The organism is Micromonospora sp. GCM10011541, from assembly GCF_042650725.1.
Lineage (GTDB): Bacteria > Actinomycetota > Actinomycetes > Mycobacteriales > Micromonosporaceae > Micromonospora > Micromonospora sicca.
Genome location: NZ_JBHSBP010000032.1, coordinates 93,479 through 112,904, shown reverse-complemented (window position 1 = coordinate 112,904; position 19,426 = coordinate 93,479). Strand labels below are relative to the sequence as shown.

General features: G+C 70.9%; 21 protein-coding genes and 4 pseudogenes. 17 read left to right on the top strand and 8 right to left on the bottom strand.

Translation table 11 applies throughout. The annotated features are described in order from the left end of the window. Positions 1-707 precede the first annotated feature (707 nt). Positions 708-1,736: an ATP-dependent DNA ligase gene (locus ACFOYX_RS13595; RefSeq protein ID WP_236648527.1), complete on the top strand. Its 1,029-nt coding sequence runs from the start codon at positions 708-710 to the stop codon at positions 1,734-1,736. 62 nt (positions 1,737-1,798) lie between these two features. Here the strand turns inward: ACFOYX_RS13595 and ACFOYX_RS13590 are convergent. Then, a pseudogene (locus ACFOYX_RS13590) lies at positions 1,799-2,208 on the bottom strand (ATP-dependent RecD-like DNA helicase); the annotation flags it as partial. 1,080 nt (positions 2,209-3,288) lie between these two features. Beyond that, positions 3,289-3,657: a hypothetical protein gene (locus tag ACFOYX_RS13585; RefSeq protein WP_322440843.1), complete on the bottom strand. Its 369-nt coding sequence runs from the start codon at positions 3,655-3,657 to the stop codon at positions 3,289-3,291. A gap of 219 nt (positions 3,658-3,876) precedes the next feature. Between ACFOYX_RS13585 and ACFOYX_RS13580 the strand changes: the two genes are divergently transcribed. The 4 genes and pseudogenes from ACFOYX_RS13580 to ACFOYX_RS13565 all read left to right on the top strand — a co-directional run bounded on the left by ACFOYX_RS13580 (position 3,877) and on the right by ACFOYX_RS13565 (position 6,146). Next, positions 3,877-4,320, top strand: a complete 444-nt coding sequence (locus tag ACFOYX_RS13580) for a phage holin family protein (protein WP_322440844.1) — start codon at positions 3,877-3,879, stop codon at positions 4,318-4,320. 25 nt (positions 4,321-4,345) lie between these two features. After that, complete coding sequence (locus ACFOYX_RS13575; RefSeq protein WP_236648529.1) at positions 4,346-4,780, top strand: ChaB family protein; 435 nt, start codon at positions 4,346-4,348, stop codon at positions 4,778-4,780. A 36-nt stretch (positions 4,781-4,816) separates the two neighbouring features. Beyond that, positions 4,817-4,999 (top strand): annotated as a pseudogene (locus tag ACFOYX_RS13570) (hypothetical protein); the annotation flags it as partial. Between the two features lie 511 nt (positions 5,000-5,510). Continuing rightward, the gene (locus tag ACFOYX_RS13565; protein ID WP_322440845.1) at positions 5,511-6,146 is read left to right on the top strand and encodes a hypothetical protein; all 636 of its coding nucleotides are present in this window, start codon (positions 5,511-5,513) and stop codon (positions 6,144-6,146) included. A 126-nt stretch (positions 6,147-6,272) separates the two neighbouring features. Here the strand turns inward: ACFOYX_RS13565 and ACFOYX_RS13560 are convergent, their stop codons facing one another. Continuing rightward, the gene (locus tag ACFOYX_RS13560) at positions 6,273-6,458 is read right to left on the bottom strand and encodes a DUF2795 domain-containing protein (protein WP_109805567.1); all 186 of its coding nucleotides are present in this window, start codon (positions 6,456-6,458) and stop codon (positions 6,273-6,275) included. 283 nt (positions 6,459-6,741) lie between these two features. Between ACFOYX_RS13560 and ACFOYX_RS13555 the strand changes: the two genes are divergently transcribed. Then, on the top strand, positions 6,742-6,963 hold the full coding sequence (locus ACFOYX_RS13555; protein ID WP_322440846.1) for a hypothetical protein: 222 nt from the start codon (positions 6,742-6,744) through the stop codon (positions 6,961-6,963). Positions 6,964-7,033: 70 nt separating this feature from the next. Here ACFOYX_RS13555 and ACFOYX_RS13550 read toward each other — a convergent pair whose 3' ends face one another. From ACFOYX_RS13550 to ACFOYX_RS13540, 3 genes are all read right to left on the bottom strand, one after another. Next, positions 7,034-7,807 carry a phosphotransferase gene (locus tag ACFOYX_RS13550; RefSeq protein WP_322440847.1) on the bottom strand — a complete coding sequence of 258 codons (774 nt, stop codon included), beginning with the start codon at positions 7,805-7,807 and terminating at the stop codon, positions 7,034-7,036. Further along, positions 7,804-8,469, bottom strand: a complete 666-nt coding sequence (locus tag ACFOYX_RS13545) for a methyltransferase domain-containing protein (protein ID WP_322440848.1) — start codon at positions 8,467-8,469, stop codon at positions 7,804-7,806. The genes ACFOYX_RS13550 and ACFOYX_RS13545 overlap by 4 nt, the downstream gene beginning before the upstream one ends. 315 nt (positions 8,470-8,784) lie before the next feature. Then, the gene (locus ACFOYX_RS13540) at positions 8,785-9,033 is read right to left on the bottom strand and encodes a transposase (RefSeq protein ID WP_369292976.1); all 249 of its coding nucleotides are present in this window, start codon (positions 9,031-9,033) and stop codon (positions 8,785-8,787) included. A 202-nt stretch (positions 9,034-9,235) separates the two neighbouring features. On the opposite strand from ACFOYX_RS13540, the gene ACFOYX_RS13535 reads away from it, so the two are divergent. Together ACFOYX_RS13535 and katG are read left to right on the top strand one after the other, a co-directional pair. Further along, on the top strand, positions 9,236-9,688 hold the full coding sequence (locus ACFOYX_RS13535; RefSeq protein ID WP_322440849.1) for a Fur family transcriptional regulator: 453 nt from the start codon (positions 9,236-9,238) through the stop codon (positions 9,686-9,688). Then, complete coding sequence (gene katG, locus ACFOYX_RS13530; protein WP_322440850.1) at positions 9,689-11,965, top strand: catalase/peroxidase HPI; 2,277 nt, start codon at positions 9,689-9,691, stop codon at positions 11,963-11,965. It abuts the gene before it with no gap. 605 nt (positions 11,966-12,570) lie between these two features. Here katG and ACFOYX_RS13525 read toward each other — a convergent pair. Together ACFOYX_RS13525 and ACFOYX_RS13520 are read right to left on the bottom strand one after the other, a co-directional pair. Continuing rightward, positions 12,571-12,972 (bottom strand): arsenate reductase ArsC, encoded by a 402-nt coding sequence (locus ACFOYX_RS13525; RefSeq protein WP_322440851.1) that lies wholly within the window; start codon positions 12,970-12,972, stop codon positions 12,571-12,573. Between the two features lie 345 nt (positions 12,973-13,317). Continuing rightward, positions 13,318-13,494, bottom strand: coding sequence for a hypothetical protein (locus ACFOYX_RS13520; protein ID WP_322440852.1), 177 nt, complete (start codon positions 13,492-13,494; stop codon positions 13,318-13,320). 321 nt (positions 13,495-13,815) lie between these two features. On the opposite strand from ACFOYX_RS13520, the gene ACFOYX_RS13515 reads away from it, so the two are divergent. The 9 genes and pseudogenes from ACFOYX_RS13515 to pcaD all read left to right on the top strand — a co-directional run bounded on the left by ACFOYX_RS13515 (position 13,816) and on the right by pcaD (position 19,391). After that, positions 13,816-14,634 (top strand): CoA transferase subunit A, encoded by an 819-nt coding sequence (locus ACFOYX_RS13515; protein ID WP_322440853.1) that lies wholly within the window; start codon positions 13,816-13,818, stop codon positions 14,632-14,634. Between the two features lie 23 nt (positions 14,635-14,657). Further along, positions 14,658-15,401: a CoA-transferase subunit beta gene (locus ACFOYX_RS13510; RefSeq protein WP_369292980.1), complete on the top strand. Its 744-nt coding sequence runs from the start codon at positions 14,658-14,660 to the stop codon at positions 15,399-15,401. Next, positions 15,398-15,538: pseudogene (locus ACFOYX_RS13505) on the top strand (3-oxoadipyl-CoA thiolase); the annotation flags it as partial. The gene ACFOYX_RS13510 and the pseudogene ACFOYX_RS13505, both read left to right, overlap by 4 nt. Positions 15,539-15,672: 134 nt before the next feature. Next, positions 15,673-15,762, top strand: a pseudogene (locus ACFOYX_RS13500) (hypothetical protein); the annotation flags it as partial. A 31-nt stretch (positions 15,763-15,793) separates the two neighbouring features. Next, complete coding sequence (locus ACFOYX_RS13495) at positions 15,794-15,976, top strand: hypothetical protein (protein ID WP_322440944.1); 183 nt, start codon at positions 15,794-15,796, stop codon at positions 15,974-15,976. 12 nt (positions 15,977-15,988) lie between these two features. Further along, the gene (gene pcaH / locus ACFOYX_RS13490; protein WP_322440855.1) at positions 15,989-16,741 is read left to right on the top strand and encodes a protocatechuate 3,4-dioxygenase subunit beta; all 753 of its coding nucleotides are present in this window, start codon (positions 15,989-15,991) and stop codon (positions 16,739-16,741) included. After that, on the top strand, positions 16,734-17,303 hold the full coding sequence (gene pcaG, locus ACFOYX_RS13485) for a protocatechuate 3,4-dioxygenase subunit alpha (protein ID WP_322440856.1): 570 nt from the start codon (positions 16,734-16,736) through the stop codon (positions 17,301-17,303). The genes pcaH and pcaG overlap by 8 nt, the downstream gene beginning before the upstream one ends. After that, positions 17,278-18,621 carry a 3-carboxy-cis,cis-muconate cycloisomerase gene (pcaB, locus tag ACFOYX_RS13480; protein ID WP_322440857.1) on the top strand — a complete coding sequence of 448 codons (1,344 nt, stop codon included), beginning with the start codon at positions 17,278-17,280 and terminating at the stop codon, positions 18,619-18,621. The genes pcaG and pcaB overlap by 26 nt, the downstream gene beginning before the upstream one ends. Further along, positions 18,618-19,391, top strand: a complete 774-nt coding sequence (gene pcaD / locus ACFOYX_RS13475) for a 3-oxoadipate enol-lactonase (protein WP_322440858.1) — start codon at positions 18,618-18,620, stop codon at positions 19,389-19,391. Before pcaB ends, pcaD begins: the two co-directional genes overlap by 4 nt. The last annotated feature ends 35 nt before the right edge of the window (positions 19,392-19,426 follow it).

Genomic DNA, 19,426 nt, shown 5'->3' with positions numbered 1-19,426 from the left:
GAAACCAGAGACGCTTCGCTGGACACGGTGCGGTAAAGGGTCGAAGGTCCTCGGGCAGCCGCAGGCCCACGGCGGCCTCAGCGGCGCGGATGTCCTCCTCCGAATGCCCGGCACCGAGGTCGGGCGTGCGCCCAGCGCTCCACCTGCACGTGGCCGTGCCCAGCAGCCGAGCGGTGACCTCGCCGACCCGTTTCAGGCTCGCCGCCGGCCCCGCCGCTCGCCAGCGCGGGACCGGGTCCTGTGGAGAACTTCGGCGTGGAAAACGCCCTGATCATGGCCGAATCTGCTAGCCCCCTGGGAGCTGCGGTTGTCGCCAGGCCCGCCGACCGTGTCCCACGAGCGAATAGCACACGAACCGCCAGAGGGTCCGTTCGCGGCCTGCCGCCGACGTCACGGTGGGGGAGTAGCCGCCCGTCGCCAGTCCGCGCAGGTCGACGATCCCGTGGTGGGGCTGGCTGAGCTTGGGGCGTAGGTGGTCTGGGGCGTCGCGGGCGGCGACGTGATCAGCGTCCTCCCTCGCTGGCTGGTCGTACGCCACCGGTGGCGCGAGCCGCGGGCGGATTCGTTGTCGCGGATCTCCGCCCGAGACGGCCTCCTTTGTACCCACGATGACGTGGGGGGCGAATGATGAGACGCGTTCACGGCCGGCGCAGGCGGGGCTGGAGGTGACTCCCGCCCGCCCGCGGGCAAGCGCGGCGGCGGCACCGGTGCTGCGTCGGCCGGTCGCGCCGATGCTCGCGGCGCCGGTCGACGCGGTGCCCGAGGGCCCCAGCTTGGTGCACGAGCCGAAGTGGGACGGGTGGCGGGCGATCGCCTTCCGCGACACCGACGGGGTGTACCTCCAATCGCGGGCCGGCCGGAACCTGACCACCTACTTCCCGGACATCACCCGCGCGATCCGGACGGCCATCCCGCCAGGCGTGGTCCTCGACGGTGAGCTGATCGTCTGGGAGCGCGGCCGAACCAACTTCGCGCAGCTGCAGCGACGAGTCACCGCCGGCAGCGCCCTGCTGCGCCTGGCACGCCAGTGCCCCGCCCACTACGTGCTGTTCGACCTCCTCGCGGACGCCGGCGGACAGGTGATCCTGGACCTGCCGCTGTCGCAGCGCCGGGCCCGGCTGGAACAGCTGCTCGCCGACGCGCCGGCGCAGCTCACCCTGACCCCGCAGACGGCCGACATGCGGCAGGTGTCGGACTGGTTGCTGCACTGGACCGTCGCGGCGGGCATCGAGGGCGTGGTGAGCAAACGCTTGGGCAGCCGGTACGAGCCCGGCCGGCGAGGCTGGTCGAAGTTCCGGACCCGGATCGTCACGGACGCCATCGTCGGTGGGGTGACCGGCAGCATCAGCCGTCCGGAAACCGTGCTGCTCGGCCGATTCGACCGGCGGGGACGGCTGCGATACACCGGCCGCACCCACCCCCTGACCACCAACCAGGCCGTGGAGCTGGCCGCGCTGCTCGCGCCGCCGCGGATGCCGCGCCCCGGCGCCGTAGCCCACCCATGGCCGGAACCCCTGCCCCCGTCCTGGTCCAGCCAACTGGACCAGCCCGAACCGCTGCGGTACGTACAGGTGGAGCCAACCACAGTGGCGGAAATCGACGCCGACGTGGCGTTCGAGCACCAGCGGTGGCGGCACCGCGTACGGTACGCGAAGGCCCGGCTGGACATGTCGGTCTACGACGTGCCGCTGCTCCTCGGCGAGGGCGAAGACCCGTTCGGAACGCCGAGCGGCTGACGGCGCGGGGGCGACGGCCGAGGAGCTCAGGAACGTGAAGAGCTCATCCGATGCGGCTGGACCCCCAGCCCCGGCACCTCGATCAGCCGGGTGGGTTTCTCCTCGATCACCCGCAGGTGTCCCGGCCGAAACGCGCGACGATTCGCTCGGCGAACACCGGCCCGATCCCCTTCACCAGTCCGGAGCCGAGGTATCGCCGGATGCGGATCGTGGCCGGCAGCATCGTCGTGTAGGAGTCTGCCGCAGACTGCCGGCCATAGCGCGGGTGTGACGACCAGCGTCCGTGCAGCCGTAGTGCCTCGCCCGGCTGCGCCCCGAGTAGCGCACCGACCACGGTCAACAGGTCAGTGCCGCGGCCGGTGGCGAGGCGGGCGACGGTGTAGCCCGCTTCCTCGTTAACGTCGGCCAGGCGCTCCAGCACCGCCTCAAGGCTGGACAGCGGCGCACGGGCGACAGCGGTCACGCCAGAAATCGTGCCGCCCCGCTCAACGGCTACGCCACCCGGCACGATGCCCGCCGCAGCCACGCATGGCGGCGACGAGGTTGAGGCATGCCAGCGTCAGTCGGCGCGGATGGTCGTGCCGATGGGTAGCTCGGCGTCGCGGAACGCTGGAGTCAGCAGGCTTGCGCTGGGGTTGGTCGCCGCCTCCGAACCAGCGGCCAGCAGGCGACAGCAAGCGGACGATGAGCCGATCCTTGAGCCGGCAGCACGTGAGCTGGCGATCCAGGCGCTGGCGACGCGGCGCTGTAACGGCGACTGACGGATCGGCGCTGGTCTACAAGAGACGGGATGGATGGCCATCCCTTCGGCCGGGCGGGACGGCGGCCCCCACCTCCCTGCGGTCCTGTCCGGCCTCGCCATGTCCTGCCCGTACAGCGACCCCCGACGCTGCCGGAGGCCCCATGATCGCCGATTCGACCCCCGCACCCCACCACCGCGTTGGCCAATCAACACCAGCCGGCCGGCACCTGCCTGGTGGAACCAGCCAACCCGTCCCCTGCCTCAGATACAGCAGCACCCGCGCGAGTGGTGGCCATACGCCGCGTTCGGCGGCATCACCGTGATGATCGTTTGCCTCGCCGCAATCGTGGTCGTGCTGGGCCGATGACCGGCAGCCGCTGGCACACCAGCACCCGGCGCCTTGACATCCGGCGCTACCCGTGTGTGCTGGATTCCTACCCGCGCCCCCACTGCCGCCCTGCTTACCGCCGGACTCAGCGGAGGCAAGCCGGTCGCTAAGCCAGGGATCGAACGTAACGCCGACAGGACCACCGGCGCACATGACTCCCTGGGCGGCAGTGGTGCGCGGCCGACCACAGCCGTCCTGGACGCCCCCGACCCCCGCGTCCCGCCCGGCCGTGGCTCACCCGCCAAGAGTCGGACCGGCTACTCGTCCTCCGGGAAAAAGGTCGTTGACGTACCTCGTGCCACCTATGTGCTCATGCTGGCGCTCCGCGCTTGCGGCGAAGCCGCGGCGTCATCGATGCGCGCGACCACTAGGCCGATATTCACGGACGGGCCCTCACCTATGGCCACCCCTCAGGCAAGCCATCAACGCGGCACCGGGGATCGGTCTCGCAACGCGGTGCACACCCCCGCGGCCAGCCGGTTCAGGACGTGCGCGGCGGGCAGCGCGTAACACTGCCGCAGGCGCCGGGTCGGGACCCCGAGGCGGAGCACCACGGCGGCCCGTCCGAAGCGGTCCACCCGCGGGGCTCCCGGGCGCCAGGCCGTCACGACCCGCTGTGCCACGCCGAGCGCGTCGAGGGCGCGGCTCAGTTCCCCCGTGTGGGTCTGCATCCCCCCGATCGCGTCGAACCGGGCGGCACGGGGGTCGGGCCGCCCCGACGGCATCTCGAACGTCGAGCAGAGCCGCAGCACCCGCAGCGCGTGCCCGCGCGGCCGGTTGGGAGGGATCACCGGTCGAGATTCTCACGAATCCGGGTCATCGTCCTCGGCTATGGGATCGGGGGTACGACGCCGGCGGCGTGGATCGCGCCCGCGGAGCGGACAGCTCGCGAGCCGGTCCAGACGCCCGCATGTCACGTGCTCCACGACGAGCGGGAAGACCTTCCGCAGCGGTGTGTGACCGTCCGGCCCGGGTACCACTGGGGTTCGCGAGCAGCAGGTGGAGGAGCGATGAGCGACGGGACCGGTCAACCGCGTCACGACGGGCGGAGAATCAGCCCGACCGAGCGGCTGGCGGAGGACGTGGCGGACGTCGTCCGGGAGGAGGTCCGGGCCGTCCGCAGTCAGGTGACCGAGGCCGCCCGCCCGGCCGGGCTGGGCATCGCCCTGCTGGCCGCCGCGGGGGGCTGCCTGGTGCTCGGCGCGGGGGCGGCGTCGACCACCGTGCTGCGCATGCTGGAGACGATTCTGCCGCGCCGGCTGGCCGCCGCGGGTCTCACCGCCGGATACCTGGTCACGGCCGTGGTGCTGGGGCGGATGGGGCTGGCGCAGTTGCGCGCGGCGGGTGGCACCTCCGCGCAATTCGCGGACGAGGTGCGGGACATGGTGTCCGCCACCGCCGGCCGGGTGGTGTCCACCGGCGCCGACGCGGCCCGCGACGAACTCAACAGGTAGCCGGCAGCAGGGTCGGGAGGACGTCATGCCGGACAAGCACGAGCAGGCCGAGGAGATGCGTGACGACGTGCCGTCGACCATCTCGCGCTCGGACGACAAGGCGGTCCGCACCTACAAGAAGACCCTGGAGTCGGCCGAGGAGACTTACGGCGACGGGGAGCGCGCGCACCGCACGGCGTACGCGTCGTTGAAGCACACCCACGAGAAGGTCGGCGACCATTGGGAGCCCAAGGAACACAAAGGCCCCTCGGACCCGCAGGCGGCACAGGGCACCCCGGCATCTCGGGACCGGGAGCGCCCCACCGCTCAGGGGGTGGACGCCAACGCGAGCAAGGGGCACCTGGACGACGTGGCGCGAAAGGTCGGCATCGATGACCCGCAGAAGCTGAACAAGGACGACCTGGTCGAGGCCATCGAGAAGGCCAACGCCCGCGCCACCGCCCGCGCCCGTCGGAAGTGAGCAGTTGATGCCCTCGTACGTCACCGTGCGAACCGTGGGCGCAGCGATGCGGTCCTCGCCTTCGGGCAGATCGTGCGCACCATGGTCGCTCGCGACGACATCGACACCGTGGCGTTCACGCGTCGCGGGCAGCCGCTGGGCGTTCCGCGAGCGGACGGTTCCCTCTCGGAGCAGCCCCTCACCGCGGCCGAATTTACCGCTCTCACCGTCCCCGGGTGACAGGACGGACCGGCGAGCGGCCCGGGTATAGGAGCGATGTGAAGGTCATCTGGCGTACGGCAGCGAGGTGCTGGCGTAGTTCGCGAGATCGCTGATCCAGTACCTCCGACCGGCCTGCGACGGTTGCTGTTCCGCGCCCCGATCTGGCTCTACCGGATCCACCCCGCCTCGCGCGGCGCCGGATGCGGTTCTGCGGGTACGAGGTCGACGGCTCCGGCCAGGAGTCCTTCACCGTCGGCCGCGATCACGTCCCCATCGTCGAGGTCACCGTTGCGCCCACGCCCTGGTCTGCCGGCGTGCCGGGCATCGGCTCACTCTCCTTCCTCCAGAAAGAAGCCTACCGCCACCGTGGCGGACATGCGGAAGATTCGTACCCATCCACAGAAAGCGGCTACGCTGCCGGGGGGGTACCGACCGAGCACCAGGATCTGACGAGCGCTCGCGGCATCGGCAGGGGCGCGACGCGGACGACGCTCGTCTCAACGGCCTCGCCCGCCGCCTCGACAAGCCGATGGGTGTCCTCGGCATCCTGTTCCTGCTGGTGTTGCTCGGCCAGGCGCTGGCGCACGACCAGCCGCTCGCCACGGTGCTCACAGTCGCGAGTTGGGTGCTGTGGGCGGTGTTCATCGCCGAGTTCGCGCTACGCGCCTGGCTCGCCCGCCACACGGCGCGGGAGTTCTGGAAACGTAACTGGTGGCAGCTGATCTTCCTGGCCGTACCGTTCCTGCGGTTCGCCCGCGCCGCCACCGCGCTGCGCGCCGTCCGCGGCACCGGCGTGGTCGCCGCCGCGGTCCGCGGCTCCCGATCCGCAGGCCGGTTGCTCACCGACCGGCTGGCATGGCTGGCCGTGGTCACCCTGTCGTTGATCCTCGCCGCCGGGCAACTGCTGGTGCTGACCGGCTCCTACCGCATGTACGGCAAGGCCCTGCACGACGTCACCCTGACCACCATCACCGGCGAACCGCTCACCGCCCGACACATTCGCGCAGGTCCTGGAGCTGGTACTGGCCGCATATTCCGCCGTGGTGTTCGCCACCCTCGCTGGCGCCCTCGGCGCCTTCTTCCTCAGCCGACAACGTGCGGACAACTCACAAGACACGTCCGACAGCTGACAGTTACGCCAGGCTTCCGAATCCGCCCGCTCTGATCCTCCTGGCCGGGCCGGCGCGTTCCGTCTTTCCGACCACGGCAGCCGGCACCGGAGATTCGACCGCACGGGACGTTTACCGGATCGAGCTGTCCCCGGCGCTCGGCGGGGCCACCTCGAGAGGGTTCATCGGTTTCCGAATGCTTCGCTGACGTCGTTCGGCGAGTTGAAGCGGTTGGCTGGAAGACTTTCCAGGGTACGGACCGCCTCCTCGTCTGCCCCGTTGTCACGGGCGTGCTGCACCAGGGTTCGCTTGTCGACCGGATAGTCGACGCCGCCGAGGTACCTCTGCAGTCGGATCGGATTCGTCATGGTCCGACCCGTACCCGTTCCCGAGGTCGCCATGCCGACCACGACTGCCGGCCGGGCTTCCCGATCGCACCCTCTGGGACCAGCAGATGATCGCCAACGCGACCCGTCTGATCGCCAAAGCCGCCGCGTTCAAGAGACCGGGCCCGTACCAGCTGCAGGCCGCGATCGTGGCCGTGCACGCCGAGGCACGCCGGTGGGCCGACACCGACGGGGAACAGATCCTGCTGCTGTACACCATGCACGACGGCCTGGCGCCGTCACGGTCACCAAGCTGCACCGCGCTGTGGCGCTGCGTTATGTGGCCGGGCCGCAGGCGGCATTGTCCGCAGTCGACGAGCTCGCCGAGCCGCTGTCCGGCCATCACCTCTGGCACGCCACGAGGGCAGAACTGCTGCGCGATCTCGGCCGCGCCGACGACGCGCGTGCGGCGGACGCGCGGGCGCCGAAGCTGACCGCGAACCCGGCCGAGCAGTCGCTGCTGCGCCAGCGCATCAACTGGGCGTGACAGGTGCACCGCTGAGCCGTTCAGGTGGGCCCCTGTGCAGGGCGCGTTCGAGACGACCGATCAGCATGTCTCATTCGGCCCGGATGCCTTCGCTCAGCCGCGCTGCGGCGTGCACCACCAGCCACGACCTGGTGTGCCGCAACGGCGGCGAGTCGCGCCGGTAGGCCCGCCCGTAGGCGTCAGCCAGCAGCGACCGGCCAGTTGCGATCAGCGCCCGCGACAGCAATGGTGTGCTGGGCAGTGGATCGGCCCAGCGCAGCAGCAGGAGCGTACGCGCGTGGTCGGCCTCGGCCACGCCGCGCGTCGCGGCACCCCAGTCGATGACTGTGGTCCGATCCTTGGCGTGCAGCACGTTGCCTGGGTGGTAGTCGCCGTGGCACAGACGATCGCCGTCCGGCAGGCCGTCGAGCAGCCGAGTCGCGAAGTCGAGCAGATGCTGCGGCAGCGCGGCGTCGCGGACCCGTGCGGCCAGGACCTCGCGCAGGTCGGCAAGCTCGGCAGGCGCCTGGACGCCGTGGACGGCAAGATGTGCCTCAGCCAGCGAACGGGCGACGGCGTAGACGTGCCACGGCCGCCGTCGCAGATGCGTCAGCATGTCCGGTCCGGCCAGGCGCTCCACCACCAACCCGGTGCGGCCGTCGCAGTCCACGACTTCGACCAGCTTCGGTGCGACGCCATGACCGTCCAGCGATCGAAGGGCCGTCGTCTCGTTGCGGTGGCCGCCGAAGCCGGGACGGTAGAGCTTGGGCACCGCGGCATCGCCGTACCCGTACACGTCGGCCTCGCGGCCCGCACCGAGCTGCGATCCGAGCGCTCTCGCACCTTCAGCGTGCGGGAGGCTCATGCGTCTGCGTCGCGTGCGGCCGGCTTGCGGGCGAGGATGCGCTCGACGGTGCCGGCCTTGAGCCGTTCGGTCTCGGCGATCTGGAATCCGGCGGCTTGGACCAGGGGCAGTTGGCGGCGGGTGAAGTGCTCCCCGGCTGCACGGATCGTGATTCGTTCGAGCAGCCACTGAGCGGCCCGGATCGGCGGCCAGCTGCTGGCGATGTGGTCCACCAGCAGCAGCGTGCCGCCCGGTGCGAGGACCCGGTACATCTCGGCGATTGCAATAGCGGGGTCGGGGATGGTGCACAGCGACAACGCACACACCACTGTGTCGAACGAGGCGTCATCGAAGGGCAACTGCTCGGCGTCACCTTCGCGCAGCTCCACCGCACGGCCGAGGTCGGCGGCACGCTCGCGGGCGATGGCCAGCATCGCCGGGCTCAGCTCGATACCGGTAACCGACGTGCCGAACCGGTAGTGGGGCAGGTTGCGGCCGGTGCCGATCGCGACCTCGAGAACGCGGCCGTGAGCCCGCTGGCCGAGCCACTGGCGCCCACCGGCGAACCAGATCTTCTCGAAGAGGGCTATCTTCTTGTCATAGGTGGGTGCGGTCTTGTCCCACACCCGCTTCTGCCGGGCGGTCGGGGTTTCATCCGCCGGTGGTTGTGCCGAGCTGGTCATGATTTTCCTTCCATGCGTGCGGGGTGGGGAAGGGAGCAGTCGACGTCGGAGGCGACGGCCGCGCCGATGACATCCGGCACAGCCGCTTGACGCCCCAGGTGGCGCAGTGGGTGGAGATGAACCGGAAGCGGCTGGTCACCGATCCATCTCCTTCGCGGAATAGGCGGCTGCCTTACACAGGATCTCCTTTTCCTGCCGCAGCTCAGCGACCTCACGGCGCAACCGGGCGATCTCGTCGTCCTTGTCCGCCACCGACAACCCGTCCCCAGCAGAACCCGCCGGACCCGCCGCGCTGCCGAATTCTGCCGCGCGGACCTAGTTCCGCAGCGTCTGGTAACTCATCCCGAGCTCACGCGCCACCTGGTTGATCGGCCGCTGCGACGAGCGGACCAGGTCGACCGCGTCACGCCGAAACTCTTCCGTGTACTTCGATGGGCGCTCCAACGGGGACCCCCTTCCTCTGGGCCAGCGTCCAGTCTCAGGGTGTCCACATCTCAGGGGGAAGGCTACCCACGTCGTTGCGGGAGTTCCGGCTGTTCTTCCCTGCCGGGTCGGCTTTGTCATGGCCCGGGTGGTCGCTGACCTCGCGCGTTGATTCCAGGATCCGCCTCGTGAGCTCCTGCGCCAGCCCGCCATCGCCGGTCAGCCGCAACCCGGCCGCCCGGGCCTGCTTTACCGGGTGAGCGACCGGGTCTGCGCCGAAGGTGTGCGGGTTGAGTCGAAACAAAACTTGATCCATTCCAAAAGAGTGGACTATGTTCATCACATGACGTCCGACTTCGAGACTCAGATGCGGGCGGTCTCGTTGCGGGTGACCCGGCCCCGGTTGGCGGTGCTCGCAGCGCTGCGCGACCATCCGCACATCGACACCGACCGGGTGATCGCCCTGGTACGGGCGGATCAGCCCACGGTCTCCCACCAGGCGGTGTACGACGTGCTGCGTGCGCTCACCGACGCCGGTCTGGTGCGGCGCATCCAGCCTGCCGGTGCGACCGCCCGGTACGAGTCCCGGGTGGGGGACAACCACCACCATGTCGTGTGCCGCTCCTGCGGCGCGATTGCCGACGTCGACTGCGCTGTCGGCCATGCTCCCTGTCTCACCGCCTCGGACGACCACGGCTTCGTGGTCGACGAGGCGGAGGTCGTCTACTGGGGCACCTGCCCCGACTGTGCGACCGAACGGTCCTCCCCACTGATCCGCCAGTTCGGAAGGAAGTAGATGAGCGACATCCAGGACAACGCCCCCTCCAGCGCCCAAGGCGTGGACAAGAAGGAGGCGGCCGGCTGCCCGATCGCGCACGACTCCGTGACCGCGCACGGCAGCGAGAGCGAGAACCCGGCGATCGACTCGCCGACCCCGAAGACCGGAGGTCGTCCGCGCACCAACCGGGACTGGTGGCCCAACCAGCTCGACCTCTCGGTGCTGCACGCCCATTCGTCCAAGGGCAACCCGCTGGGGGAGAGCTTCAGCTACGCCAAGGAGTTCGCCAAGCTCGACGCCGAGGCCCTCAAGCAGGACATCATCAAGGTCCTCACCACCTCGCAGGACTGGTGGCCGGCCGACTTCGGCCACTACGGCGGCCTGATGATCCGGATGAGCTGGCACGCCGCGGGCACCTACCGCATCCACGACGGTCGCGGCGGCGCCGGCGACGGTGGTCAGCGGTTCGCCCCGCTCAACAGCTGGCCGGACAACGCCAACCTCGACAAGGCCCGCCGGCTGCTGTGGCCGGTCAAGCAGAAGTACGGCCAGAAGATCTCGTGGGCCGACCTGCTCGTGCTCGCCGGCAACGTGGCCCTGGAGTCGATGGGCTTCAAGACCTTCGGCTTCGGCTTCGGCCGGGAGGACGTCTGGGAGCCCGAGGAGATCTTCTGGGGTCCGGAGGACACCTGGCTCGGCGACGAGCGCTACGCCTCCGAGAAGGAGATGGTGGCCGGCGTCGGGGCGACCGAAATGGGTCTCATCTACGTCAACCCGGAAGGCCCCCGCGGCAACGCGGACCCGGCCGCGGCGGCGCACTTCATCCGCGAGACCTTCGCCCGGATGGCGATGAACGACGAGGAGACCGTCGCCCTCATCGCCGGTGGCCACACCTTCGGCAAGACCCACGGCGCCGGCGTCGCCGACGACCACGTGGGCCCCGAGCCCGAGGCCGCTCCGCTGGAGGCGCAGGGCCTGGGCTGGCTGAGCACCTACGGCAGCGGCAAGGGTGGGGACACGATCACCAGCGGTCTCGAGGTGACGTGGACCGACCGGCCGACGCAGTGGAGCAACCGTTTCTTCGAGATCCTCTTCGCCTACGAGTGGGAGCTCACCACGAGCCCCGGCGGCGCGAAGCAGTGGGTCGCCAAGGATGCCGAGGCGATCATCCCGGACGCCCACGACCCGTCGAAGAAGCACAAGCCGACGATGCTCACGACCGATCTGGCGCTGCGCGTCGACCCGACGTACGAGAAGATCTCGCGCCGCTTCCTGGAGAACCCTGACGAGTTCGCGCTGGCGTTCGCCAAGGCCTGGTACAAGCTGCTGCACCGCGACATGGGTCCGGTCAGCCGCTTCCTCGGGCCGTGGGTTCCGGAGCCCCAGCTGTGGCAGGACCCGGTGCCGGCCGTCGACCACGAGCTCGTGGGTGACGCCGACGTCGCCGCCCTCAAGGCGAAGGTCCTGGAGTCCGGCCTCACGACCGCCCAGCTGGTCTCCACCGCCTGGGCCTCCGCCGCGAGCTTCCGGTCCACCGACAAGCGCGGCGGTGCCAACGGCGCGCGGATCCGTCTCGAGCCGCAGCGCAGCTGGGAGGTTAACCAGCCCGAGCAGCTCGCGACGGTCCTGGAGACCCTCGAGGGCATCCAGCGGGAGTTCAACTCCGCCGGCGGCGCGAAGATCTCGCTCGCGGACCTGATCGTGCTGGCCGGCTCGGCCGCCGTCGAGAAGGCGGCGCGCGACGCCGGCGTCGAGGTGAGCGTGCCGTTCCGCCCGGGCCGCACCGACGCCACTCAGGAGCAGACCGACGTGGAGTCCTTCCGGGTCCTCGAGCCGCGTGCCGACGGGTTCCGCAACTACCTGCGTCCCGGCGAGAAGACCCAGCCGGAGGTGCTGCTCGTCGACCGTGCCTACATGCTCAACCTGACCGCGCCCGAGATGACCGTCCTCATCGGTGGCCTGCGCTCCCTCGAGGCAAACGTCGGCGGCACGCAGCACGGCGTCCTCACCGACCGGCCCGGCGTGCTCACCAACGACTTCTTCACCAATCTGCTCTCCCCGGGCACCCGTTGGAAGGCGTCGGAGTCCGACGAGCACGTATACGAGATCCGGGACCTGGCCACCGATGAGGTGAGGTGGACCGCCACCGCGGTCGACCTCATCTTCGGCTCCAACTCCCAGCTACGGGCCCTCGCGGAGGTCTACGCCAGCCAGGATGCCCGCGACAAGTTCGTGGCCGACTTCGTCGCAGCCTGGACCAAGGTCATGGAACTCGACCGGTTCGACCTCGCCTGACCCGGCTTCGAACGACGAGCCCCGGTCGATCCACCAGCGATCGACCGGGGCTCGTCCGCCATTGGATTCGGTCATCTGGGCCGCGCAGCACAGCTAGCCGGGCCCCAGTTGTAGTTGGCCACAAACGGCGATCATGGATTCGTGGTCGACGTCAGTTCTCGGACGTCAACAGAATCCCAACGGTGCACGCCAAGATCGATGATGGTGTGCACCGTTTCTGTTTCTGGCCGTAATTTCAGGCCGACGCTGAGGGCCAGGCGCTGCGGAAGGTGCGACGGTAGGCGTCCGGAGGTACACCGACGGTGCGGTTGAAGTGTCGGCGCAGCGTCGTGGCGGTTCCCATACCAGCCGCCTGGGCGATGGCGTCGATGCTGTTGTCGGTACATGATCTACATCGCCATGATCATGACAATGTCACGCCGACTCGCCCGCACCGGCAACTGGTGACCGAAGTTCCCGGACGCTCACTAACAGCTGCACATCCACCCACCCATCGTGCCTCCACACGAACCTGATCACCCAGCGACGCACCGACTGCTGGAAAAACTGATCAAACCCTCGTCTTCGCTGGTGGTGACCGGCGGAGGGGCGGCGGAGACGGGTCGTCAGGTGGTGTGAGGCAGCTCGGCGAGCAGCTGCTCCACCCGTGCCCGGATCTCGTCGTGGATGGGGCGGACGGCTTCGATGCCCTTGCCGGCCGGGTCCTCGAGCTTCCAGTCCTCGTAGCGCTTGCCCGGGAAGACCGGGCAGGCATCGCCGCAGCCCATGGTCATGATGACGTCGGAGGACTCCGCGGTCTCGTACTCAAGCAGCTTCGGGGTCTGGTAGGCGATGTCGATGCCGACCTCGCGCATGGCCTCGACGGCGGCGGCGTTCTCGGTGGGGGCGGAACCGGCGGAGCGGACCTCCACGGTGTCGCCGGCGAGGTGGCGCAGCCAGCCGGCGGCCATCTGGGACCGGCCGGCGTTGTGGACGCAGACGAACAGGACGCTGGGCTTATCGGACATCAGGAGCCTTCCTTCGGTGCGGATTGGTGGCGCGGACAAGGCGCCGGTCGACCCGGCGAATCGGCTATGCAGTGCGGGGGCGGGAGCTGATGCGAATCGCTGTTGCGGTCCAGGCCCGGCTCGCGCAGCGCCTTGAGGTGGTGGGGATGGTCGGCCCGGCCAGGTCGAATGCGGCGTCAGGTCGCACACGCACGCCTCGCCGTCCTCGGCGGAGGCGATCATCGACATCAGCTGCCGTGAAACCATGCCGCGGGTTGCGCAACGCGGCGAGCAGCCGGCTGGCTTCCGGGCGACGCTGTCATGGCAGAGCTCGGCCGTGGCCCACGTCGAAGAACTCCTCGCTGATCACCCCACCTTTGGTGTGATCAGCGTGCGAGCCAGCGACAGTTGTCGGTGTCGGGACGACTCCGGGTCCTGGCTGTCCTCGGTGGAGACGCGGCCGTAGAAAGCGGAGGAGAGCCTCGGGGGTTCGAAGCTCTCCTCCGCGAGGTCGTGTCTTAGGCGTTCCTGGTCAAGGGTCATGTTCCTCCACAGCATCATGATCGGCATCCGAGCGTTGCGGTGTACCGCGACGAGAACGCGCAGGAGGGCGCGCGCAGCGGCCGGTCCGAATCCTGGCGGGTCCGGCGGGACGATTACGCGTAGTTCGTCCGACGACGCCGTGTCCGTGGTTGCTGCCGATTCGTCGTCGTAATTGTGGCGTCGCCGGTCATTGATATGGAGCGCTCGACCCTGGGCGGTCGGCGTTGACGGAGCGCAACCCCCGGGATTATGTTCGATATAAGGACGACAGTACGCATAGCGAACAACGGTCTGTCGACGATGCAGGAGGCGGGGAGGCTCATGGCGAAGCTCGTCTCGCTGGCCGAGGGCGTGGCGGACCTGGTCCGCGACGGCGATGTGGTGGCCCTGGAAGGGTTCACGCACCTCATCCCGTTCGCCGCCGGACACGAGATCATCCGTCAGGGCCGGCAGGACCTGACCCTCGTCCGGATGACACCCGACGTCATCTACGACCAGCTCATCGGTGCCGGCTGCGCCCGCCGCCTCATCTTCTCCTGGGGCGGCAACCCGGGCGTCGGATCGCTGCACCGCTTCCGCGACGCCGTGCAGAACGCCTGGCCGGTGCCGCTGGAACTCGAGGAACACAGCCACGCGGGGATGGCGAACCGTTACGTGGCCGGGGCATCGGGACTGCCGTTCGCGGTGCTGCGTGGCTACACCGGCACCGACCTGCCCCGGCACACCACCAACATCCGCACCATCACGTGCCCGTTCACGGGAGAGACCCTCACCGCGGTGCCGGCGCTGCGTCCCGACGTCACGGTGGTGCACGCCCAGCGTGCCGACCGGGCCGGCAACGTGCAGATGTGGGGCATCACCGGAGTGCAGAAGGAGGCCGTGCTCGCCGCGCACCGGTCCCTGGTCACCGTCGAGGAGATCGTCGATGAGCTCGAACCCGTACCCGGCCAGGTCGTGCTGCCCGGCTGGGCGGTCACCGCGGTGGCCGAGGTGCCGGGCGGCTCGCACCCGTCGTACGCCCAAGGCTACTCCGTGCGGGACAACGACTTCTACGTGGCCTGGGACGCGATCAGCCGGGACCGCCACACCTTCCGCGATTGGCTGGAGGAGCACGTGCTGAAGGCGGAGGTGCAGGCGTGAGCGCCGAATACACCGCCGACGAGATGATGACGGTGGCGGCTGCCCGCCAGTTGCGGGACGGGGCCGCCTGCTTCGTCGGGATCGGCCTGCCCAGTACGGCGGCCAACCTCGCAAGGGCCACCCACGCGCCGAACCTCGTGCTCATCTACGAGTCAGGCTGCCTCGGCGCCAAGCCCGACCGGCTTCCCCTGTCGATCGGCGACGGGATCCTCGCCGATACCGCTGATGCGGTGGTCTCCGTGCCCGAGGTCTTCAACTACTGGCTGCAACCCGGCCGGATCGACGTCGGTTTCCTCGGTGCCGCGCAGCTCGACCGGTACGGCAACATCAACACCACGGTCATCGGGGGCGACTACGACGACCCGAAGGTCCGGCTGCCCGGGGCCGGAGGCGCTCCCGAGATCGCCGCGTCCTGCGGCGAGGTCGTGGTGGTCGTCCGGCAGAGGCTGCGGACGTTCATCGACCGGGTCGACTTCGTCACCTCGGTGGGCTACGGCAGCGGGCCGGGCGACCGGGAACGGCTCGGCCTGCGCGGTGGCGGCCCTCGGGCGGTGATCAGCGACCTCGGCGTCCTGGAGCCGGACCCCGACACCAGCGAGCTGACCCTGACCCGCCTGCACCCCGGCGTCACCGTCGACCAGGCGCGGGCGGCCACCGGCTGGGACCTCGCCGTCGCCGAGCAGTTGAGCACGGGTGAGCCGCCGACCGCGCGCGAGCTCGCGGTACTGCGGGCCTTGGAGGCGACGAAGAAGGGAGCCCGAGGGTGAGCAGAGACGTCCACATCCTCGACGCGGTCTGGACGCCGATCGGCCGGTACGGCGGCGGCCTGGCCGGCGTCCGCCCGGACGACCTCGCCGCGCACGTCGTGTGGGAGGTGGTCCGGCGCAACCCCGGGCTCGACCCGGCCCGCATCGACGACGTGCTGCTCGGTGATGCCAACGGCGCGGGCGCCGACGCGATCGGGCGGACGCCGTTGGCGCGGATCGTCTCCCGGGCGGTCACCGCGCGATCGAGCCGCACCTGTTCGGCATCGGCCCGGTGGCCGCCGCCGAGGAGGCCCTGCGGCGGGCCGGGATCGGCTGGGGCGACCTCGAGGTGGTCGAACTCAACGAGGCGTTCGCCGCGCAGTCCGTCGCCTGCCTCGCGGAGTGGCCCGACCTTGACCCGGACATCGTCAACCCCCCAGGGCGGGGCGATCGCCCTCGGGCACCCGCTGGGCTCGTCCGGGTCGCGGATCCTCGGCTCACTGGCCTGGCAACTGCGCCGCCGCGGCGGCGGGCGAGGACTCGCCGCGATCTGCATCGGAGTCGGCCAGCGGCTGGCCGTAGTGCTGGAAGCCTGACGGGAGAGGACGATGACCCATGAGACGGTCGACCGGACCGACAGCGGCCTGCTGCTGCCCCGGTACCGGCCCGACGACACCGACGCCCATCCGTCCCTGCTCAGCCCCGGCTACAAGTCGACAGTGTTGCGGTCGCCGCGGCAGCCGCTGACCTACCTGCCGCAGCGGCTCACCGAGGTCACCGGGCCGCTGCTAGGGGAGGGGCGGCTCGGCGAGCTCGATCACGATCTGACCCGGCAGCACGACGGAGAGCCGCTGGGGCAGCGGATCATCGTGCACGGCCGGGTGCTCGACGGCGACGGCCGTCCGGTGCCGCACACCCTGGTGGAGATCTGGCAGGCCAACGCCGCCGGGCGCTACCGGCACGCGGTGGACAACTGGCCGGCCCCGCTCGACCCGAACTTCGACGGGGTGGGGCGGGTGCTCACCGACGACCGGGGGCGCTACCGCTTGGTTACCGTGCAGCCGGGCGCGTACCCGTGGAAGAACCACGACAACGCCTGGCGGCCCGCGCACATCCACTTCTCCCTCTTCGGCCGCGCCTTCACCCAGCGGCTGGTGACGCAGATGTACTTCCCCGGCGACCCGCTCTTCTTCCAGGACCCGATCTTCAACTCGGTCCGCGATCCGAAGGCCCGGGAACGGATGATCGCGCGCTACGACCACGCGACCACCCAGCCCGAGTGGGCGCTGGCCTACGAGTTCGACATCGTGCTGCGCGGCCGGGAGAGCATCCCCTTCGAGGACGAGGACGACGATGAGTGACCGGCTGGGTGTGACCCCGTCGCAGACGGTCGGGCCGTACCTGCACATCGGCCTGCTCTGGCCCGACGGCCCGTACGTCGTCCTGGACGACACCCCGGGCGCGTTCTGGATTCGCGGGCAGGTCTTCGACGGCGCCGGCAATCCCGTCGCGGACGGGATGGTGGAGACCTGGCAGGCCGATCCGGACGGCCGGTTCGACCACCCGGACGACCCGCGCGGGGCGCAACCGCCGTCCGTGGCCGGGTTCCGGGGCTTCGGGCGCAGCGCCACCGACGCGCAGGGGTGGTACGAGATGCTGACCGTCAAGCCGGGCGCACTGCCCGCCCCGGACGGCGGCACCGAGGCGCCGCACCTCAACCTGTCGGTCTTCGCGAGGGGGCTGCTGCACCGCGTCGTCACCCGGCTCTACTTCCCGGACGAGCCGGCCAACGACGCCGATCCGGTGCTGCGCAGCGTCGACCCCGACCGACGCCATACGCTGCTCGCGAGCGAGGCGGCGGACGGGCTGCGCTTCGACATCCACCTGCAGGGCGAGCATGAGACCATCTTCTTCGCCGTCTGACGGGCTGCTCGGCGGCCTCTCCCGTGACCCCGGTGTCGACGCCGAGCTCACCGACCGGGCCCTGCTCCAGGCGATGCTCGACGCGGAGGCCGCCCTCGTCGGCGCCGCTGCCGACTGCGGCGTGACGCCCCGGCCGGCGGCCCAGGCGATCGCGGCGCACTGCCGCGCCGACCGGTACGACCCCGCGGAACTCGGTCGCGCGGCCGAGGACGCCGGCAACCCGGTCGTCCCGCTGGTCAGGGCGCTGACCGCGGCGGTGCCCGAGGACGCCCGGGCCTGGGTGCACCTCGGGGCGACCAGCCAGGACATCCTCGACACCGCGCTCGTCCTGGTGGCGGTGCGCGCGGCCGGGCCGCTGCTGGGCCACCTCGACGCCGCCGCCGACGCCGCGGTCCGGCTCGCCGAGGCCCACCGCGACACCGTCATGGTCGGCCGCACACTCGGGCAGCAGGCCGCGCCCACCACGTTCGGGCTCAAGGCCGCCGGCTGGCTGATCGGGCTGGTCGAGGCGCGCACCCGGCTGCGCCAGGTGCGGGCGGCGCTGCCGGCCCAGCTCGGCGGCGCGGTCGGCACGCTTGCCACGTTCGGACCGGCCGGAGCGGCGGTGGCCGAGCGGTACGCCGGGCGCCTGGGCCTCGCCACGAGCCCGATGCCCTGGCACACCCGCCGCCAGCCCCTGCTCGATCTGGCCGCCGTGCTCGGCGGGCTGCTCGCCGCCACTGGCAAGGTCGCGCTCGACGTCGGGCTGCTCGCCCAGACGGAGGTCGGCGAGGTCGCTGAGGGCGGTGCCGGCCGGGGTGGCTCGTCGGCGATGCCGCACAAGCGCAACCCCGTCCACTCCGTCCTCGTCACCGCCGCGTCCCGGCGCGCACCCGGTCTCGTCGCCACGGTGTTGGCCGCAGCCGTGCAGGAGCACGAGCGGGCCACCGGCGCCTGGCACGCCGAGTGGGAGCCCCTGCTCGACCTGCTGCACCTGGCCGGCGGCGCGGCCGCCCGTACCGCCCGGATGCTGGACGGCCTGGAGGTCCGCCCGGACCGGATGCGGGCGAACCTCGATGCCACCGCCGGCCTGGTGCTGGCCGAGGCCGTCGCCGCGCGGCTGGCCCGCGCGCTCGGCCGCAGCGGCGCGCACGACGCCGTCGCCCGGGCCGCCCGACGACCGCCGTTCCGCGACGCGCTGTATGCCGATCCCGACGTACGGGCGCACCTGAGCGAGCCCGAGATCGGTGAGGCACTCGACCCGCACGGCTGGCTCGGGTCGGCGGGGCTCTTCGTCGACCGGGCGCTGGCCGCGTACCGGACGGAGGAGGCATCGTGACGTCCCGCCTGCACGCCACCGTGGACGGACCGCCCGACGCGCCGGTCCTCGTGCTCGGCAGCTCCCTCGGCACCACCGGTGCCATGTGGGCGCCGCAGCTGGCCGGGCTCGCCGCCCGCTACCGCGTGATCCGGTACGACCATCTCGGCCACGGCCGCTCGGCGGTGCCACCGGGCCCGTACGGCATCGACCTGCTCGGCCGGGAGGTGCTGTCCCTCCTCGACGACCTGGACGCGCCCCGGGTGCACTACGCCGGGCTCTCCCTCGGCGGCATGGTCGGCATGTGGCTCGCCGCGCACGCCCCCGACCGGGTGGACCGGCTCGCGCTGCTCTGCACGTCGGCGTCGCTCGGCCCGGCGGAGGGCTGGCGGCAGCGGGCGGCGACGGTACGCGCGGCCGGCCTGGAGGCGATCGCCGACGCCGTGGTGGCCCGCTGGTTCACTCCGGCCTTCGCGGAATCCCGCCCGCGACTGGTCGCCGAGCACCAGGCCAGGTTGACGGCCACGCCCGCCGCCGGCTACGCCGGCTGCTGCGAGGCAATCGCCGCGATGGACCTCCGCGCCGACCTGGCCAAGGTGCCGTCGCCGACGCTGGTCATCGCCGGCGCGGACGACCCCGCCACCCCTGTGGAGCACGCCGCCCGGATCGTCGAGCGGATCCCGGCGGCCCGACTGGCCGTGATCAACCATGCGGCGCACCTGGCCAACGTGGAGCAGCCAGAGCAGGTCGGAAAGCTGCTCCTGGAGCACTTCGAGGAGGAGACGCTGTGACGGGCGAGCCGGGCAACGACCGCGAGCGCCACGAG

Excerpts from the sequence above, each read along its gene's own strand:
- ACFOYX_RS13525 (WP_322440851.1), bottom strand. The coding sequence starts at position 12,972 with ATGTCCGATAAGCCCAGCGTCCTGTTCGTCTGCGTCCACAACGCCGGC.
- katG (WP_322440850.1), top strand. The coding sequence starts at position 9,689 with ATGAGCGACATCCAGGACAACGCCCCCTCCAGCGCCCAAGGCGTGGAC.
- pcaB (WP_322440857.1), top strand. The coding sequence starts at position 17,278 with ATGAGACCATCTTCTTCGCCGTCTGACGGGCTGCTCGGCGGCCTCTCC.
- ACFOYX_RS13550 (WP_322440847.1), bottom strand. The coding sequence starts at position 7,807 with ATGAGCCTCCCGCACGCTGAAGGTGCGAGAGCGCTCGGATCGCAGCTC.
- ACFOYX_RS13535 (WP_322440849.1), top strand. The coding sequence starts at position 9,236 with ATGACGTCCGACTTCGAGACTCAGATGCGGGCGGTCTCGTTGCGGGTG.
- ACFOYX_RS13575 (WP_236648529.1), top strand. The coding sequence starts at position 4,346 with ATGCCGGACAAGCACGAGCAGGCCGAGGAGATGCGTGACGACGTGCCG.
- pcaH (WP_322440855.1), top strand. The coding sequence starts at position 15,989 with ATGACCCATGAGACGGTCGACCGGACCGACAGCGGCCTGCTGCTGCCC.
- ACFOYX_RS13520 (WP_322440852.1), bottom strand. The coding sequence starts at position 13,494 with ATGACCCTTGACCAGGAACGCCTAAGACACGACCTCGCGGAGGAGAGC.
- ACFOYX_RS13565 (WP_322440845.1), top strand. The coding sequence starts at position 5,511 with ATGGGTGTCCTCGGCATCCTGTTCCTGCTGGTGTTGCTCGGCCAGGCG.
- pcaG (WP_322440856.1), top strand. The coding sequence starts at position 16,734 with ATGAGTGACCGGCTGGGTGTGACCCCGTCGCAGACGGTCGGGCCGTAC.
- ACFOYX_RS13515 (WP_322440853.1), top strand. The coding sequence starts at position 13,816 with ATGGCGAAGCTCGTCTCGCTGGCCGAGGGCGTGGCGGACCTGGTCCGC.
- ACFOYX_RS13540 (WP_369292976.1), bottom strand. The coding sequence starts at position 9,033 with ATGACAAAGCCGACCCGGCAGGGAAGAACAGCCGGAACTCCCGCAACG.
- ACFOYX_RS13580 (WP_322440844.1), top strand. The coding sequence starts at position 3,877 with ATGAGCGACGGGACCGGTCAACCGCGTCACGACGGGCGGAGAATCAGC.
- ACFOYX_RS13510 (WP_369292980.1), top strand. The coding sequence starts at position 14,658 with ATGATGACGGTGGCGGCTGCCCGCCAGTTGCGGGACGGGGCCGCCTGC.
- ACFOYX_RS13560 (WP_109805567.1), bottom strand. The coding sequence starts at position 6,458 with ATGACGAATCCGATCCGACTGCAGAGGTACCTCGGCGGCGTCGACTAT.
- ACFOYX_RS13545 (WP_322440848.1), bottom strand. The coding sequence starts at position 8,469 with ATGACCAGCTCGGCACAACCACCGGCGGATGAAACCCCGACCGCCCGG.